Here is a 14,497-nt window from a genome sequence, read left to right on the forward strand (position 1 = left end):
CGCGGTCGAAGAACACCGCCTGTTTCTGCCGCTCGTGCCGGTGCCGGTCCAGCCTCGTGGTGATCTTCACCACGCCGCCCGGCTCGAAATTCACGCCCTTGATGCCCTTGAGCCGCGGATCGCCCGCATCCGGCACGCCATTGACCAGCGCCAGATAGAGGCGCTCCACCGAATGCGCCTCGAATTGCGCGGCAAGGCCGTGATGCGCCCGGTCCGTCTTGGCCACGACCAGCAGGCCCGAGGTCTCCTTGTCGATGCGGTGGACGATGCCCGGCCGCTTCGCCCCGCCGATGCCCGAGAGCGTATCGCCGCAATGATGCAGCAGCGCGTTGACCAGCGTGCCGCGCGGCGTACCGGGGGCGGGATGCACCACCATGCCGGCGGGCTTGTCGATGACGATCAGCTCATCATCCTCATAAACCACGCTCAGGGGGATATCCTCGGGCCGTGCCTCCAGCTCGACCGCCGCCTCGATCTGCACGACGATCTCGTCGCCCTCGGCCACCTTGGCCTTCACATCGGTCAGCACCGCACCCGCGCGGCTGACCGCGCCCTCGGCGATCAGCTTCATTAGCCGCGAGCGCGAGAGCGACGCTTCTTCTGGCACATCGCGCGCCAAGGCCTTATCAAGGCGCTCGGGCGGGTTCGCGCCGATCACCACCACGAGTTCGAGGGCCTCGCCGTCCATGTCTTCCCCCGACAAGTCTTCTGATGACGACACGCCGCAACTCCCTGCCGATCTGCGTTTTCTGAAACTGCTGGTCACCACGCTGACCGCGGTGATGATCCTGGGGCTTCTAGCGATCGTCGGCCTGCTTGTCACGCGGCTGGGCAGCACCGCGCCCCTGCCCGCGCTGCCCGAGGCCGCCGAGCTGCCCGCAGGCGCCACCCCGGCCGCCGTCACCTTCGCCCGCGACTGGCTGGTCGTGGTGACGGAAACGGGTGAGATCCTGCTCTACCGGCCCGAGGGCGGCGCCCCGGTCAGCCGCACGACCCTGCCCTGAGCCCCTTCATTCTGCCTCAAATACGCAAGCCCGCTCACGGCTTGCGATAGGTCAGATACCGGGGCACCCGGCCCTCGCGCAGGGCCTTCTTCTCGTAGCGGGTCGAGATCCAGTCCGACCAGGGCTCGCCGCTGTCCGAGACGGGGACGAAACCGGCCTGCGGCACCTCTTCCCGGGTCTGGCGGGCGTAATCGGGGATGTCGGTGGCAACACGGAACTCGGCCCCCGGCGCGCAGGCGGCGAAGAGGGGCACCAGATGCTCCTGCGTGACGAAGCGGCGGCGGTGGTGGCGGGCTTTCGGCCAGGGATCAGGGTAGTTCAGGAAGACCTTGGAAAAGGCCCCGTCCGGCAGCACGTCGAAAAGGTCGCGCACATCGCCCGGATGCAGCAGCAGGTTCGGACAGGGATCCTCGGCCAGGAGGCCCAGCGCCATGGCCACGCCGTTGACGAAGGGCTCGCAGCCGATGATCCGCTGGTCGGGATAGGCCCGCGCCATCCCCGCCATATGCTCGCCGCCGCCGAAGCCCACTTCCAGCCACCAGGGCCCCTGCCCGGGCAGCGCCGCGTCCAGGTCCAGCGTCACCCTGTCCGGGTTCTCGTCGATCGAGACATTGCGCAGCCGCAGTTTCGGCAGCAGCTCGGACAGATAGCCGCGCTGGTTGGGGCGGAGCGTCTTGCCATGGACACGGCCATAGAAGTTGCGATGCGTCCTCAGCGCGGCGAGCGCGGGATGCGGCGGCAGGTCGGGCTTGGGGCTATCGGTCATGGCCGCGCTCCTACGCGGGGCGGGGCCGGAAGGTCAAGCGCCGAGCGTGCCCTCGTGCGGCCGAGTCAGGCGCGCTGGATCAGATAGAGCCCGAAGGCCATGCAGCCGATGCCTGCGCCCCGCATCAGGGTGATCGGCCGGACGATGGCGCCGAAGAGCCCGAACTGGTCGATGGCCGCAGCGCTGAGCATCTGGCCCATCAGCACGAAGAAGACCGCATTGCCGACCCCGAAGCGCGGCGCGATGAAGGTCACCGACAGCACGTAGAAGCAGACCAGGCAGCCCCCCAGGAACAGGTGCCAGGGCTGGCCCGGCAGCCGGGCGAAGCCTGCCGGTCCCTGGGTCAACAGCATCACCGCCAGCGCGCCGATCAGCGCCACGCAGAACAGCACCACCGCCGCCACGGTGGGCGAGGCGATGCGGGCGCCGAGCTGGGCGTTGAGCGCGGCCAGGATCGGGATGCCGACCCCGGCGGCCAGCATGAGCACCGCGTAGCGCAGGGTTTCGGGCATGGGATCCTCCGGCCGTGTCTGGTCGTGACGGTGGCGCAGGCCGCCGCCCGGCGCAAGCCCCCGCTACATCCGCATCCGCGCGCCCGTCGGGTCGAAGGGCGGCTCCAGCGCGATCATGGCCGGGCGGCGTTCGCCCATGATCTCGACCTCGAACAGGCCCGCCTCGCCCTGCCCGGCCAGCGCCGCCGGGACATAGCCCTGCGCCATCGACTTCTCGACGTAATGCGCATAACCGCCCGAGGTCACCCAGCCGACCACCCGCCACTCGCCATCGCGCGAGGGGTCGGGCTTCGTCACCTCCGCCCCTGCTGCGTCGAAGCGCGGCGCGCCATAGCCGTGGGGGGCGCCGATGGTGCCGTAATCCGTTTCGCCCACCTTGGCCCAGATCGGCTCATCCCCCATTACATCCGCCGTGCCCGCGTCGATCACCAGCGAGACGCGGCGCAGTTTCGGCCCCTCGTCGCGTTCGCGCGCAGCCGCCGCCCGGCCGATGAAATCCGGCTTCTGCAGCTTGATGAAACGGTCCATGGCGCCCTCAAAGGGGCCATAGATCGGGCGCAGTTCCGCGAACCAGGTCGGGAAGTTCTTCTCCAGCCGCATGGACAGCAGCGCCCGCATGCCGAAATCGACGATGCCGAACTCGGCCCCCGCCTCCTTGATCGCCGCATAGACCCGGCGCTGGGCCGCCGGTTTCATCCAGATCTCGTAGCCCAGATCGCCGGAATAGGTGATCCGGTTGATGAGGCACGGCGCCCCGGCCACGTCCATCTCGCGGAAATCCATGAAGCGGAAGGCTTCGTTCGAGACATCCTCGTCGACCAGCTTGGCCAGCACCTCGCGCGATTTCGGCCCGCAGACCGAGAGGCCCACGAGGTCCATGTGGAAGCGGCGCACCGTGACCGAGCCGTCCTTCGGCAGATGGCTCTCGAACCAGCGCATGTGATACTTGGAGGCGCCGAGCGAGCCCCAGATGAAGAACCGCCCCTCGCCCGCCTTGGCGATGGTGAAATCGCCGATCAGCTTGCCGTTGTCGTTCAGCATCGGCGTCAGCACCAGCCGCCCGGTCTTGGGCATGGTGTTGGTCATCAGATGGTCGAGCCAGGCCTCGGCCCCCGCGCCCGTCACCTCGTATTTGGCGAAGTTGGCGATTTCGGTGACGCCGACGCCTTCGCGCGTCGCCTTCACCTCGCGCGCGATGTGCTTGAAATCGTTGGAGCGGTGGAAGGAGGGGACATCATGAGCCTCCTCGGCCGAGGGCGCGAACCAGAGAGGCGTCTCCAGCCCCCAGCTGTCGCCCATCACCGCGTTCTGCGCGACCATCAGGTCGTAGAGCGGCGTGGTTTCGGCCGGGCGCGCGGCGGGCAGCTCCTCGTTCGGGAAGCGGATGGAGAAACGGCGGGAATAGTTCTCGCGCACCTTGGCGTTGGTGTAGCGCAGCGTCGCCCATTCGCCGTAGCGCGACACATCCATGCCGAAGACATCGTGGCCGGGATCGCCCTCGGTCATCCAATTGGCCAGCACCAGACCGACGCCGCCGCCCTGGCTGAAGCCGGCCATCACCGCGCAGGCCGACCAGAAGTTGGTCAGCCCCGGCACCGGGCCGACAAGCGGGTTTCCGTCGGGGGCAAAGGTGAAGGGGCCATTGATGACCTGCTTGATCCCGGCCCGTTCCACCGCCGGGAAATGGCGGAAACCCACTTCCAGCGAGGGGGCGATGCGGTCCAGATCCGGCGCCAGCAGTTCATGGCCGAAATCCCAGGGCGTGTTGACCGGCGACCAGGGTTTGCAGGCCTTCTCATAGGTGCCCAGCAGGGTGCCCTGCCGTTCCTGCCGCGTGTAGATCTCGCCCTTGAAGTCGATGACCCCAACCAGCTCGCGCCCGGTCGACTGGTTGAATTCGATCACCTCGGGCATCGCATCGGTCAGCAGATACATATGCTCCATGGCCAGAACCGGCAGTTCCAGCCCGACCATCCGCCCGACTTCCCGCGCCCAGAGGCCACCGGCGTTCACCACATGCTCGCAGGTGATCGCCCCGTTCTGGGTGTGCAGCGTCCAGGTCCCGTCCGGTGCCTGGGTGATGTCCTTGACCGGGTTGCGCAGCTCGATCTCGGCCCCCAGCACGCGCGCCGCCTTGGCATAGGCATGCGTGGTGCCCGAGGGATCCAGATGCCCCTCGACCGGGTCCCAGAGGGCGCCGACGAAATGCGACTCGTCCATCAGCGGGAACATCGCCTTGGCCTCGGAGGGCGTGATCAGCTCCGTCTCCATCCCCAGCGCCCGGCCCCGCGCGTGGGTCATGCGCAGGAAGTTCATCCGCTCGGGGCTGTCGGCCATCATCACCCCGCCGGTCAGGTGCAACCCGCAGGACTGACCCGAGATCTTCTCCAGCTCCTCATACAGAGACACCGTATAGGCCTGAAGCCGCGCCACGTTCGGGTCGCCGTTCAGCGTGTGAAAGCCCCCCGCCGCGTGCCAGCTGGAGCCCGAGGTCAGTTCCGAGCGCTCGATCAGCAGGATGTCCTTCCAGCCCGCCCGCGCCAGGTGGAACAGGACCGAGGCCCCGACCACGCCGCCGCCGATCACCACCGCCCTATAGCTTCTCGTCATGCGTCTTCTCCACCGGGGACCGGCAGGGCCCCGTTCTGCAACAGGATCTGTTTCATGGCCCGGGCGATGCCGGGATCGGTCGCGCGGCTGGTGACATAGGCGATGCCCTTGCGCTCGCCCGTCCAGCCGATGACCATGAGCTGCGATGCCGCCTCGGGCTCGAACCGCTGCGCCAGCGCCCAGGACCGGCAGTCGATCACCGCCAGATCCGCCCCGCCCGCGGCGATCATCCGCACGCTGGCCCGGTGGCTGCCGGATTCGACGCCCTCGCCCGCCAGACTGACCGGATCGGCGCCGAGGTCGGCCATCAGCCCGCGGTAGCCCGACATCGATTCCGTGTCGTTATAGGCAAAGCGGCGGCCTGCCAGCACACCCTCCGGGATCTCGGCCTTTGGCCCCCCGGGCAGGCCCGTCTCGGGCGCGATCCCACTATCCCGCCGCGCCACCAGGGCCGAGCGGTAATAGATCCCCCGCCCGCCCGGAAACCGCCCGTAATCGGGCTGCGCGAGGGGCAGCAGATAGTCGATCATGCCGACATCGAGCGGCCCCCAGCAGCATTGCCCGAAGATCAGCGCCGGATCGCGCCAATGATCGTTGAGGAAGCCGGGCCGGTCATCGGGCCGCGTCAGCGCCTCGGGCAGGTCGATCCCCGGGATCGCCGCCCGGAACGCCGCGCGCCAGCGGGCGTATTCGGCGTCGGTCTCGGCCCGCGCCTCGGGCCAATCGTACATCGGCAGGCTCGCCAGCGGCGCCGTCATGGCAGGGGCGCCTCGCGATGCAGGACCGGATGCACCACCGGCTCCTTGGCCCAGAGCCCCCAGCGCCGCCAAAGCGCCAGGTAATTCGGAAAGACATAGCCGCCGTTCATCGCCTGCCATTCCTCGCGCCGCTCCCGATAGAGCCGGGGCAGCGCGTACCAGGGGGCGGAGGGGGTCTTGTGATGCACGATATGCAGGTTGTTGTTGAGAAAGAGCCAGGCGAGCGGGCTGCGTTCGACGATGATGGTACGCCCCTCGGGCGTCTCATGCCACTGGTGTTCGGCGAAGGTGCGGATGGCGATCAGCGCCAGCCCCGGCCAGCAGACCGCCAGCAGGTACAGCCAGAGCGGAATGCCCATCGCCCAGACCAGCGCCAGCACCAGCACCAGGGCGGGCAGATGGATCGCCCAAGCCTGCCGCACGCCCGGCGCCCCGGCCCGGATCAGCCGCGCCTCATCGAGGAAGAAGGCCCCCGCCACCAGCCAGGGCCCCAGCAGCATGCGCCCCAAGAGCGTGTTGTTCGCGGCCAGCAGACGCTTCAGCACCTCGGGCAGCTGATCGTAGTGCCAGCGCGCCCGGTAATAGGATTCCGGGTCGTCGAAGGGATCGGTCAGCCGCTCGTCATGGTGATGCGCCAGATGCGTGGCCTTGTAGCGGCGATAGGGATAGGCCAGCGACAGGGGCAGCGTCACCAGCGCCTCGTTGACCAGACGCTTGCGGGTCGGATGACCATGCAGGCATTCATGCACCAGCGAGGAATGCAGCGCCGCCATCACCGCCATCACCGCCAGCGCCAGCGGCGGCGCCACGGGATACAGCGCGAACCCCGCCACGGCCCAGAGCCCGTAGCATAATCCGATCAATCCCAGGGTGGGCCATTCAAGACGCATCATCTTCTCCGATCATGCCGCCAGTCCCTTGCATTCTCGTTGAAAGCGGCGCTGCGGCAAGGCGCGTTTGCACGGCACGATGATCTCGGATTGACGCCTTTGCCCCCACATGTTTACTAAAGTCAACAAATGAGGGGCCAGACCATGGGCAAACGCGAAACCGCCTCGCTGTTCCGGATCCGGCTCCAGCAATTGCAGGCGGGATCGGGCCTCACGCAATCGGCCTTCGCGCAGGAGATCGGCATCGACCGCTCGGCGCTGTCGCAGCTGACCTCAGGCCAGAACCCGCGCCTGCCCCGGGCCGAAACGCTGATCGCGCTGGCCGCGCGGTTCAATGTCTCGGCCGATTGGCTGCTGGGCCTGACCGAGGACCGGGGGCTGACCACGCAGGTGCTGAACGCGGTCGAAACGGAACAGGCGCTGGACGAGGAAAACCGCACGGCGATGGAACGCTGGCACCACGAGGCGACCGGCCAGAAGGTGCGCTACGTGCCCGCCTGGCTGCCCGACCTGATGCGGACCCAGGCGGTGATCGCCTGGCAGGCCTCGGCCAGCGAACAGGAACGCCGCCGCCTGCAACGCCAGACCGACCGCCGGTTGCATGTCTCGCGCATGCCCGAATCCGACATCGAGATGTGCATGCCCCTGCAATCCTTGCAGATCTTCGCCGAAGGCGCCGGCAATTGGCGCGGGCTCGCGGCCGAGGCGCGGCGCGAGCAGCTCGCCCATATCGCGGCGACGGTCGAGGAACTCTACCCCGCCTTCCGCATGTACCTGTTTGACGGCCGCAAACGCTTCGCCCCGCCGATGACCATCTTCGGCTACCAGCGCGCCGCGGTCTATACCGGCGAGACCTACCTGCTGATCCGCTCGAAGGCGCTGATCCGCGACCTGGCGCAGGGTTTCGACGCCCATATCCGCCACGCCGCGATCCACGCCCATGAAGCCGCCGCCTATGTCCGGTCGTTGCGCGTGAGCTGAGGGCAAAGGAAGGGGGGCCGTCTGCCCCCCTCTTGGCCTGCGGCCAATTCACCCCCCGAGGATATTTGACGAACGAAGATGGGCGTTAGGGCTTTCTTAACCTGCATCTTTGTTCTTCAAATATCCTGCGGGGGGTCCGGGGGGTGCAAAACCCCCCGGCCTTGCCACCGGCGGGCGGCGGCGCGTTGAGCGACCGAACACCACAGGGACGCTGACAAGACTGCGCTTGCCGGGGCGCCGGGCGCGGCTCTAGGCTTCGGTCCAGTCATGGCGGAGTGCATCATGGGCGACGAGAGCGCGGGGCGCAGGCGGCGGAGCGGCGGGCGCGAGGGCAATGCGCGCAGGGTGAGCGGCTTTCACCTCGAACAGATGCCCTGGCGGATCCCGAAGAACCCCGACCGGCCGACCGAACCCGTCAATCCCGAGGGGGTGCTGGCCATCCACAAGGGCGCCATGCGCATCCTGTCCGAGATCGGCATCGAATTCCTCAACGACGAGGCTCTGGCGCTTTTCCGGCAGGCGGGCTGCCGGGTCGAGGGCCAGAACGTCCGGATGGATGAGGATTTCGTCATGGAGATGGTGCGCCGGGCGCCCCCCTCCTTCACCATCACGCCCCGCAACCCGGACCGGCAGGTGACCATCGGCGACGGCCATATGGTCTTCGTCAATGTCTCCAGCCCGCCGAATTCCTGGGACCTCGTGCGTGGCAAGCGGCCCGGCGATTTCGAGACCTTCCGCGATTTCATGAAGCTGACGCAGGTCTTCAACTGCATCCATATCGCCGGGGGCTATCCGGTCGAGCCGATCGACATCCACCCCTCGGTCCGCCATCTCGATTGCCTGTTCGAGAAGCTCACGCTCACCGACAAGGTCTGCCACGCCTATTCGCTGGGGCGCGAGCGGGTCGAGGATGTGATGGAGATGGTGCGCATCGCCGGCGGCCTCAGCCATGCCGAGTTCGAGGCGAGCCCCCGGATGTACACCAACATCAATTCGGTCAGCCCGCTGAAGCATGATTTCCCGATGATCGACGGCGCGCTCAGGCTCGCGCGCCGTGGTCAGCCGGTGGTCGTGACGCCCTTCACCCTGGCGGGGGCGATGGCGCCGGTCACCATGGCGGGCGCGGTGGCGCTGAGTATCGCCGAGGGGCTCGCCGCCGTGGCCCTCCTGCAATACGTGGCGCCGGGCTGTCCGGTGGCCATCGGCACCTTCACCTCGAACGTGGACATGCGGACCGGCGCGCCGGCCTTCGGCACGCCCGAATACATGCGGGCCACGCAGATCACCGGGCAGCTGGCGCGGTTCTATGGCCTGCCGCTCCGGTCCTCGGGCGTCTGCACGGCCAATGTGCCGGACGGTCAGGCGATGTGGGAGACGTCGAACTCCCTCTGGGCCGCGGTCCAGTCCGGCACCAACATGGTCTATCACGCGGCGGGCTGGCTGGAGGGCGGGCTGATCGCCAGCCCCGAGAAATTCGTCATGGATTGCGAAGTCCTGCAGATGATCCAGCGCTACATGGAGCCCGAGACCTTCGCCACCGACCCCGATGCCATCGCCTTCGACGCGGTGCGGGAGGTCGGCGCCGGGGGCCATTACTTCGGCTGCGCCCATACCCAGGCGCGCTATCAGACGGCCTTCTACAACCCCATCGCCAGCGACTGGCGGAATTACGAGGCCTGGGCCCAGGACGGTGCCGTCGAAAGCCCCGAGCGCGCGCATCGCATCGCCCGGGGCCTGATCGACGGGTTCGAGGCCCCGCCGATGGATCCGGCGATCCGCGAGGAGCTGGCGGCCTTCGTCGCCCGCCGCAAGGAAGAGGGCGGCGCGCCGACCGATTTCTGAGCCGCCCGCTCATCCCTGCCTGAGAATTCCTCACGCCGCCCGCGGCCGCCTTGGCGGCATGATGCGGCGATGCCAGAGGGAGGATCATCATGCAGATCGGAGAGGCCGTGCCGGAGGAAATCGCCACCCGGGCGCGCGAGAGTTTTGCCCGTCAGGGGCTGATGGCGCATCTTGGGGCCGAGATCACCGAGGTCCGCGCGGGGCTCGTCACCCTGCGCCTGCCGTTCCGGCCCGAGCTGACCCAGCAGCACGGCTACTTTCACGCGGGCGGCACCTCGGCCATCGCCGACAGCGCCGGGGGCTATGCCGGGTTCACCCTGTTTCCCGAGGGGAGTTCGGTCCTGACCGTCGAGTTCAAGCTGAACCTGCTGAGCCCGGCGCAGGGCGCGTTTCTGGAGGCGACCGGCCGGGTGATCCGCCACGGGCGCACGCTGACCATCTGCCAGCTCGATGTCTGGGGGGTGGAGGGCGCGCGGCGGCGGAATGTGGCGACCGGGTTGCAGAGCCTGATCTGCCTGCATGACCGGCCCGACAGCCCTGCGGCCGGTTAGAAGAGATCCTCGCGGCGCAGGGGCGGGATCGGGGTGAAGATCGGCAGGCTCTGGCGGTCGAGACCCAGCGCCCGCAGCGCCGCATCCTCGCGCAGGTAGAAGGCGCGATGGCGGGGCGGCAGGAGGGAAGGGTGCCGTGCCCCTGCCCTGCGGTCCTCGTCTTCCGCCCTGTCTTGCCGCTGCATCGCCGCCTCCGCTGTCGCCCGGACAGCATGCCCCGGCACAAGGCGCAGGCGAATTTCCGATCCTTCAGCGGGGGTTGAGAAATCCTCGGGCCCCGGGGGCGGGCGAAATCCTCAGTTCCGCACGAGGATTCCTCAATTGTGCAGGGCCACGCCACGCGGGCAAAACGCGGGTGACACCTCGCCCAAGGAAGCCCGGCCCATGACCACCCCAGACCAGCCCCCCACCGCCCGGCGCGCCAGCCCGGCCAACCATTACCCCTGGGGCAATGGCTGCGACGGCTGGCGGCTGGTCGAGGACCGCGCCCTGTCGCTGCGCGAGGAGCGGCTGCCGCCGGGCGGGGCCGAGGCGCCGCATCTGCACCGGGTCGCGCGGCAGATCTTCTACGTGCTGGCGGGCGAGCTGAGCATCGCCGTGCCCGGCACCCTCCTGCGCGCCGGGGCGGGCGAGGCGCTGGAAATCCCGCCGGGGCTGCCGCATCTGGTCCGCAATGCCGGGTCGCAGGATCTGCGGATCCTGCTGGTGTCGGCCCCCGACACGATCGGTGACCGCTACCCGGTGGAGGCGCCCCTGCCCTGACCGGCGCTCAGGTCCGGTCAGGCCGAACGGTCGAGCAGGTCCAGCACGAAATCCACCCGCTCCGCGACCGGGGCCAGCGGCAGGGGAAGCAGGTCGTAGCCCGCCTCGGCATAGGCCTGTTCCATCGCCTGCGCCGTGGCGACCGCCTCGTCGAAATCCTGCCCGCGGTCTTCGTCCTGTTCGAAGATCTCGGCCCAGGGCGGAGCCAGCAGCACCGTCGGGTGATACCGGTAGAGCCGCGCCGCGCGGGTGACATGGACAGGCACATGGCCCTCGTAGAGGCTGAGATAGCCGATCACGTCGGGAATGCCGCGGTCGAAGAACACCGGCCCCTCGACCGCCTGCGCCGCCTGCCACGAGCGCATCTCCCAGCCCAGCATCAGCTCGGCAAAGAGGCGACGGTCCTGCCCGTGCCAGCCTGTGCCGCCGATGCGGATCTGGTCGCGGATGATGGCGCGCCCGGCCTCGGGCATGGTCGCGAGCCCTGCCTCGGCCAGCGCCGCCAGAAGGGTTGTCTTGCCCGATCCCGGCCCGCCGGTAAGAACGAAAAGCCGTGCGTTCATGGTCTTCCTGTCAGTCGTGAGGGCGCGGGGTGACGATCCGTCCCGGGGCGCCCGGCGGCAGCGCGCCCGCCAGCAGCCAGTGGGCGGCGAGGGGCCAGAGACTGCCCTCGAACCGGTTGTGGAAAAAGGCGAAATGGCCGATCTCGGGCACGGCGATATCGGCCGGAGCGATGCGCCAATGGGTCCGCTCGGCGCCGGTGTAATAGCCCAGCAGTCGCTCGGCCGCGGCTTCGGTGCAGAAGGGATCGTCGGTCAGGCCGATGGCCAGCAGCCGCGCCCGCGTCGCCCCATGGCGCCGGGCCAGCGCGGCCCGGTCCAGCGTCGTCAGCACGCTCTGCTCGAAGCGCGGGCCCATGCCGCTCCAGTCGCGAACCACGCCGCGCGGCACATCCTCCAGCCAGCCGAGCCGCGCGCCGGGGAAATAGCCCATCGCCCAGGTCACCGCGGGCATGAATAGGTGCCATTTCAGATACATGCCGCGCCGCTGGTCGGGGGCGAAATCCCGCCAATAGGCGAATTGCGCTCCGACCGTGACCACCCGCTCCAGCCGCACGGCGCTGTCGGCCAGCCCCAGGGCGAAGCCGCCGATGGAATGCCCCACCGCCGACAGCGGCCGGTCGGGCCAGCGATGGGCGGCATAGGCCAGCACCGCCTCGGCATCGAGGACGCCCCAGTCGACCCAGCCCGCGGGCAGCTGTCGCAGAGGGGTCGAGCGTGACTCGCCGATGCCGCGGTAATCGAAGGTGAGAACCGTGGCACCCTGCGCCGCGAGCCAAGCCGCAAAGCGCGCGTAATAGCGCGCGCGCACCGCGGTCGCGGCGTGGATCACCACCACCGGCCCGCCGTCGCCCTGCCAGATCGCGCCGCGGATCGGATAGCCATCCGCGGCCCGGACCTCGAACCGCTCTTCGGCGATCGCTGGCCTTGTCTCTTGTGCTGATGTCCGCATGGGCCTTCGCTTCCGACGCTTCCCCCGGACCGTCGCTCAGATCCCGGGGGCGGCCAAGTGACCTTTTCTAAAAGACGGCTGAGGGCAATTCAATTGCGGGGCGGGCGGCTTTCAGCGCTTTCTGCGGGTCAGGAGGCACCCATGACCCACGCGCTGACACCCCCCGCCCCCCTTGTCCGCCTTGACGCTCTGCCGCTCTCGCCCCAGACCCATGGCAGCCAGTTTGCCGCCGCCACGGCCGCCATCGCCGCCCCGCTCGGCGCCACGCATCTGGGCGCCCGGCTGGTCGAGGTGCCGCCGGGCAAGGCCGCCTGGCCCTTCCACGCCCATCACGCCAATGACGAGATCTTCGTGATCCTCTCGGGCACCGGCACGCTGCGTTTCGGGACCGAGCGGCATCCCGTCGGGCCGGGCAGCGTCGCGGTCTGCCCGGCGGGCGGGGCCGAAACGGCGCATCAGCTGATCGCCAGCGGGAGCGAGCCGCTGCGCTATCTCGCCATCAGTTCCATGCGCGAGCCCGATGTGATGGAATACCCCGACAGCGGCAAGATCACCGTCTTCGCGGGCGCTGCCCCCGGGGGTGACAAGGCGCGGCGCCGGGTGTCGGCCTCGTTTCGCACGCGCGATGCGGTGGATTACTGGGAGGGGGAGGAGGCGTGAGCGCCCTTGAATTCTGGTTCGATTTCTCCTCGGGCTACGCTTTCTTCGCCGCGCAGGAGGTCGAGGGGCTGGCCGCGCGGCTGGGCCGCCCGCTGCTGTGGCGGCCCTTTCTGCTAGGCGCGGCCTACAAGGTCACGGGGGCGCGCGGGCTCTCGGCCACGCCGCTGAAACGCGACTATGCCCGGCGCGACTGGGCACGGATCGCCCGGCAGAAGGGCCTGCGCTTCACCCTGCCCGCCGGGCACCCGCTGATCGCCCTGCCCGCCACCCGCGCCTTCTACTGGATCGAGGACCAGCGCCCCGACCAAGCCCCCGCCTTCGCCCGCCGCGTCTTTGCCGCCTATTACGGCGAGGGGCTGGACACCGCCTCAGCGGCAGACATCGCCGCGCTGGCGTCGGACTTCGGGCTCGAGGCCGAGGCCCTGCTGGCGGGGATCGCCGATCCCGCGCTGAAAGACCGCGTGCGGCGGATCGGCGAGGAGGCGGTGGCGCGCGGCGTCTTCGGCTCGCCCTTCTTCATCCTCGACGGGGAACCGTTCTGGGGCTGGGACCGCATGGCGATGCTGGAGGAATGGGGCCGGAGCGGCGGATGGTAGAGGCCACTACCCTGCGGGCGCTGACACCCGAGGATGCCCCGGCGCTGGCCCGGCTGATGAGCGCCTATCGCGCGGCGATGCCGGACGGGTCCGGCCTGCCGGTGACGTACCGGGAGGCCCGCGCGCTGATCGCCCGGGCCGGGGAGGATGCCGGTCTCCTGCTCCTCGGCGCCCGATCGGAGGGCCGGCTCTGTGCCTTCGCCCTCGCCTTCGACCTGCCCGAGGTCATCGCCGGAGGCCGCGCCGGACAGCTCGACGACCTCTTCGTCACGCCCGAGGCCCGGGGCAAGGGCCTTGCCCGGGCCTTGATCGCGGAACTCGCCGGGATCGGCCGGACCCGCGGCTGGAGCCACCTGCGCTGGCTGGTGCCGCGCGACAACCTGCGGGCCAAACGGCTCTATGCGGCCATTGCCGAGCCTGCGCCCTGGGACAGTTTCCGCCTTGCCCTGCGGGATCAGCCCGCCGCCTCGTCCGGCTGAAAGATCTGCTCGATCGGCAGGGCGAAAAGCCCGGCCAGCCGGAAGGCCAGCGGCAGGCTCGGGTCATAGCGGCCGCGTTCCAGCGCGTTGACCGTCTGGCGCGAGACATCGAGCCGCTGGGCCAGATCCGATTGCGACCAGCCCCGCGCCTGCCGCAGCTCGGTGATGCGGTTTCTCATCCGAGGCGGAAGCGGCCGACCAGCACGCCCACCACCCAGAGCCCGGCCATGACCGGCCAGACCGCGAACATCGACAGCCGCGGCAGGCCGACGCCTTCCAGGAACCCGTAGCCGAAGGTCAGAAGCGCCGTGCCCGCGAAGGCCAGCGCCAGCGCCTCGACCTGCAGCTTGCGCTGCATCTCGTCCATGCGGCGGATCATGCGGATGATGACGACACAGAGGAAGATCGCGGGCAGCATCGGCGCCAGCGACAGCAGGATCTGCATCCCCTCGCCCGCCGTATCCCCGGCCAGCAGCCGTTGCGACAGCCCCAGCATCCCGACATAGGCGCAGAGCCCCAGTATCATCGCCCCGAAACCGCGCATCGCCTTTCCTCCTGTAAAGCTCCCTTTACA

Annotated in this window: 19 protein-coding genes; 8 read left to right on the forward strand and 11 right to left on the reverse strand. The window is 69.1% G+C overall.

The window, feature by feature from the left end; all coding sequences use genetic code 11:
• Positions 1-688 (reverse strand): pseudouridine synthase (locus tag VDQ18_RS04285; RefSeq protein ID WP_323019783.1); only part of this gene is annotated, 688 nt, incomplete at its 3' end.
• Here VDQ18_RS04285 and VDQ18_RS04290 point away from each other — a divergent pair.
• Positions 687-1,004, forward strand: coding sequence for a DUF6476 family protein (locus VDQ18_RS04290; protein WP_323019784.1), 318 nt, complete (start codon positions 687-689; stop codon positions 1,002-1,004). The two genes, VDQ18_RS04285 and VDQ18_RS04290, sit on opposite strands and share 2 nt — an antisense overlap.
• Positions 1,005-1,038: 34 nt before the next feature.
• Here the strand turns inward: VDQ18_RS04290 and trmB are convergent, their stop codons facing one another.
• The 5 genes from trmB to VDQ18_RS04315 all read right to left on the reverse strand — a co-directional run bounded on the left by trmB (position 1,039) and on the right by VDQ18_RS04315 (position 6,540).
• Positions 1,039-1,770, reverse strand: a complete 732-nt coding sequence (trmB, locus tag VDQ18_RS04295) for a tRNA (guanine(46)-N(7))-methyltransferase TrmB (protein ID WP_323019785.1) — start codon at positions 1,768-1,770, stop codon at positions 1,039-1,041.
• A 65-nt stretch (positions 1,771-1,835) separates the two neighbouring features.
• On the reverse strand, positions 1,836-2,282 hold the full coding sequence (locus VDQ18_RS04300) for a DMT family transporter (protein ID WP_107750630.1): 447 nt from the start codon (positions 2,280-2,282) through the stop codon (positions 1,836-1,838).
• Between the two features lie 63 nt (positions 2,283-2,345).
• A complete protein-coding gene (locus VDQ18_RS04305; RefSeq protein WP_323019786.1) occupies positions 2,346-4,892 on the reverse strand; it encodes an FAD-dependent oxidoreductase in 2,547 nt (848 codons plus the stop codon).
• The gene (locus VDQ18_RS04310; RefSeq protein WP_323019787.1) at positions 4,889-5,650 is read right to left on the reverse strand and encodes a phosphate/phosphite/phosphonate ABC transporter substrate-binding protein; all 762 of its coding nucleotides are present in this window, start codon (positions 5,648-5,650) and stop codon (positions 4,889-4,891) included. The genes VDQ18_RS04305 and VDQ18_RS04310 overlap by 4 nt, the downstream gene beginning before the upstream one ends.
• A complete protein-coding gene (locus VDQ18_RS04315) occupies positions 5,647-6,540 on the reverse strand; it encodes a fatty acid desaturase (RefSeq protein WP_323019788.1) in 894 nt (297 codons plus the stop codon). The genes VDQ18_RS04310 and VDQ18_RS04315 overlap by 4 nt, the downstream gene beginning before the upstream one ends.
• Before the next feature lie 144 nt (positions 6,541-6,684).
• Here VDQ18_RS04315 and VDQ18_RS04320 point away from each other — a divergent pair, with 144 nt between their 5' ends.
• From VDQ18_RS04320 to VDQ18_RS04330, 3 genes are all read left to right on the forward strand, one after another.
• The gene (locus tag VDQ18_RS04320) at positions 6,685-7,521 is read left to right on the forward strand and encodes a helix-turn-helix transcriptional regulator (protein WP_323019789.1); all 837 of its coding nucleotides are present in this window, start codon (positions 6,685-6,687) and stop codon (positions 7,519-7,521) included.
• A gap of 282 nt (positions 7,522-7,803) precedes the next feature.
• Positions 7,804-9,363: a trimethylamine methyltransferase family protein gene (locus tag VDQ18_RS04325; protein WP_323019790.1), complete on the forward strand. Its 1,560-nt coding sequence runs from the start codon at positions 7,804-7,806 to the stop codon at positions 9,361-9,363.
• An 89-nt stretch (positions 9,364-9,452) separates the two neighbouring features.
• The gene (locus tag VDQ18_RS04330; RefSeq protein WP_323019791.1) at positions 9,453-9,914 is read left to right on the forward strand and encodes a PaaI family thioesterase; all 462 of its coding nucleotides are present in this window, start codon (positions 9,453-9,455) and stop codon (positions 9,912-9,914) included.
• Here the strand turns inward: VDQ18_RS04330 and VDQ18_RS04335 are convergent.
• Positions 9,911-10,099, reverse strand: a complete 189-nt coding sequence (locus tag VDQ18_RS04335; RefSeq protein ID WP_323019792.1) for a hypothetical protein — start codon at positions 10,097-10,099, stop codon at positions 9,911-9,913. The genes VDQ18_RS04330 and VDQ18_RS04335 overlap by 4 nt on opposite strands.
• A gap of 199 nt (positions 10,100-10,298) precedes the next feature.
• Here VDQ18_RS04335 and VDQ18_RS04340 point away from each other — a divergent pair, with 199 nt between their 5' ends.
• Complete coding sequence (locus tag VDQ18_RS04340; RefSeq protein WP_323019793.1) at positions 10,299-10,676, forward strand: cupin domain-containing protein; 378 nt, start codon at positions 10,299-10,301, stop codon at positions 10,674-10,676.
• Positions 10,677-10,693: 17 nt separating this feature from the next.
• Here the strand turns inward: VDQ18_RS04340 and VDQ18_RS04345 are convergent, their stop codons facing one another.
• A complete protein-coding gene (locus VDQ18_RS04345) occupies positions 10,694-11,239 on the reverse strand; it encodes an AAA family ATPase (RefSeq protein ID WP_323019794.1) in 546 nt (181 codons plus the stop codon).
• A gap of 10 nt (positions 11,240-11,249) precedes the next feature.
• On the reverse strand, positions 11,250-12,188 hold the full coding sequence (locus VDQ18_RS04350) for an alpha/beta fold hydrolase (protein ID WP_323019795.1): 939 nt from the start codon (positions 12,186-12,188) through the stop codon (positions 11,250-11,252).
• A 141-nt stretch (positions 12,189-12,329) separates the two neighbouring features.
• Between VDQ18_RS04350 and VDQ18_RS04355 the strand changes: the two genes are divergently transcribed.
• Genes VDQ18_RS04355 through VDQ18_RS04365 form a run of 3 tightly spaced genes read left to right on the forward strand, consistent with a single transcriptional unit; the run spans position 12,330 to position 13,923 of the window.
• Positions 12,330-12,848 carry a cupin domain-containing protein gene (locus tag VDQ18_RS04355; RefSeq protein WP_323019796.1) on the forward strand — a complete coding sequence of 173 codons (519 nt, stop codon included), beginning with the start codon at positions 12,330-12,332 and terminating at the stop codon, positions 12,846-12,848.
• Positions 12,845-13,444: a 2-hydroxychromene-2-carboxylate isomerase gene (locus tag VDQ18_RS04360; protein ID WP_323019797.1), complete on the forward strand. Its 600-nt coding sequence runs from the start codon at positions 12,845-12,847 to the stop codon at positions 13,442-13,444. The genes VDQ18_RS04355 and VDQ18_RS04360 overlap by 4 nt, the downstream gene beginning before the upstream one ends.
• Entirely contained in the window at positions 13,438-13,923 is a 486-nt protein-coding gene (locus tag VDQ18_RS04365; protein WP_323019798.1) for a GNAT family N-acetyltransferase, read from the forward strand. The genes VDQ18_RS04360 and VDQ18_RS04365 overlap by 7 nt, the downstream gene beginning before the upstream one ends.
• On the opposite strand, the gene VDQ18_RS04370 is transcribed toward VDQ18_RS04365, so the two are convergent.
• Together VDQ18_RS04370 and VDQ18_RS04375 are read right to left on the reverse strand one after the other, a co-directional pair.
• On the reverse strand, positions 13,899-14,102 hold the full coding sequence (locus tag VDQ18_RS04370; RefSeq protein WP_323019799.1) for a helix-turn-helix transcriptional regulator: 204 nt from the start codon (positions 14,100-14,102) through the stop codon (positions 13,899-13,901). The two genes, VDQ18_RS04365 and VDQ18_RS04370, sit on opposite strands and share 25 nt — an antisense overlap.
• A complete protein-coding gene (locus VDQ18_RS04375; RefSeq protein WP_323019800.1) occupies positions 14,099-14,467 on the reverse strand; it encodes a hypothetical protein in 369 nt (122 codons plus the stop codon). Before VDQ18_RS04375 ends, VDQ18_RS04370 begins: the two co-directional genes overlap by 4 nt.
• Between the last annotated feature and the right edge of the window lie 30 nt (positions 14,468-14,497).

Source organism: Pararhodobacter sp., assembly GCF_034676075.1.
Lineage (GTDB): Bacteria > Pseudomonadota > Alphaproteobacteria > Rhodobacterales > Rhodobacteraceae > Pararhodobacter.

Excerpts from the sequence above, each read along its gene's own strand:
- trmB (WP_323019785.1), bottom strand. The coding sequence starts at position 1,770 with ATGACCGATAGCCCCAAGCCCGACCTGCCGCCGCATCCCGCGCTCGCC.
- VDQ18_RS04320 (WP_323019789.1), top strand. The coding sequence starts at position 6,685 with ATGGGCAAACGCGAAACCGCCTCGCTGTTCCGGATCCGGCTCCAGCAA.
- VDQ18_RS04315 (WP_323019788.1), bottom strand. The coding sequence starts at position 6,540 with ATGCGTCTTGAATGGCCCACCCTGGGATTGATCGGATTATGCTACGGG.
- VDQ18_RS04310 (WP_323019787.1), bottom strand. The coding sequence starts at position 5,650 with ATGACGGCGCCGCTGGCGAGCCTGCCGATGTACGATTGGCCCGAGGCG.
- VDQ18_RS04345 (WP_323019794.1), bottom strand. The coding sequence starts at position 11,239 with ATGAACGCACGGCTTTTCGTTCTTACCGGCGGGCCGGGATCGGGCAAG.
- VDQ18_RS04305 (WP_323019786.1), bottom strand. The coding sequence starts at position 4,892 with ATGACGAGAAGCTATAGGGCGGTGGTGATCGGCGGCGGCGTGGTCGGG.
- VDQ18_RS04355 (WP_323019796.1), top strand. The coding sequence starts at position 12,330 with ATGACCCACGCGCTGACACCCCCCGCCCCCCTTGTCCGCCTTGACGCT.
- VDQ18_RS04325 (WP_323019790.1), top strand. The coding sequence starts at position 7,804 with ATGGGCGACGAGAGCGCGGGGCGCAGGCGGCGGAGCGGCGGGCGCGAG.
- VDQ18_RS04290 (WP_323019784.1), top strand. The coding sequence starts at position 687 with ATGTCTTCCCCCGACAAGTCTTCTGATGACGACACGCCGCAACTCCCT.
- VDQ18_RS04330 (WP_323019791.1), top strand. The coding sequence starts at position 9,453 with ATGCAGATCGGAGAGGCCGTGCCGGAGGAAATCGCCACCCGGGCGCGC.
- VDQ18_RS04370 (WP_323019799.1), bottom strand. The coding sequence starts at position 14,102 with ATGAGAAACCGCATCACCGAGCTGCGGCAGGCGCGGGGCTGGTCGCAA.
- VDQ18_RS04375 (WP_323019800.1), bottom strand. The coding sequence starts at position 14,467 with ATGCGCGGTTTCGGGGCGATGATACTGGGGCTCTGCGCCTATGTCGGG.
- VDQ18_RS04340 (WP_323019793.1), top strand. The coding sequence starts at position 10,299 with ATGACCACCCCAGACCAGCCCCCCACCGCCCGGCGCGCCAGCCCGGCC.
- VDQ18_RS04300 (WP_107750630.1), bottom strand. The coding sequence starts at position 2,282 with ATGCCCGAAACCCTGCGCTACGCGGTGCTCATGCTGGCCGCCGGGGTC.
- VDQ18_RS04350 (WP_323019795.1), bottom strand. The coding sequence starts at position 12,188 with ATGCGGACATCAGCACAAGAGACAAGGCCAGCGATCGCCGAAGAGCGG.
- VDQ18_RS04335 (WP_323019792.1), bottom strand. The coding sequence starts at position 10,099 with ATGCAGCGGCAAGACAGGGCGGAAGACGAGGACCGCAGGGCAGGGGCA.
- VDQ18_RS04365 (WP_323019798.1), top strand. The coding sequence starts at position 13,438 with ATGGTAGAGGCCACTACCCTGCGGGCGCTGACACCCGAGGATGCCCCG.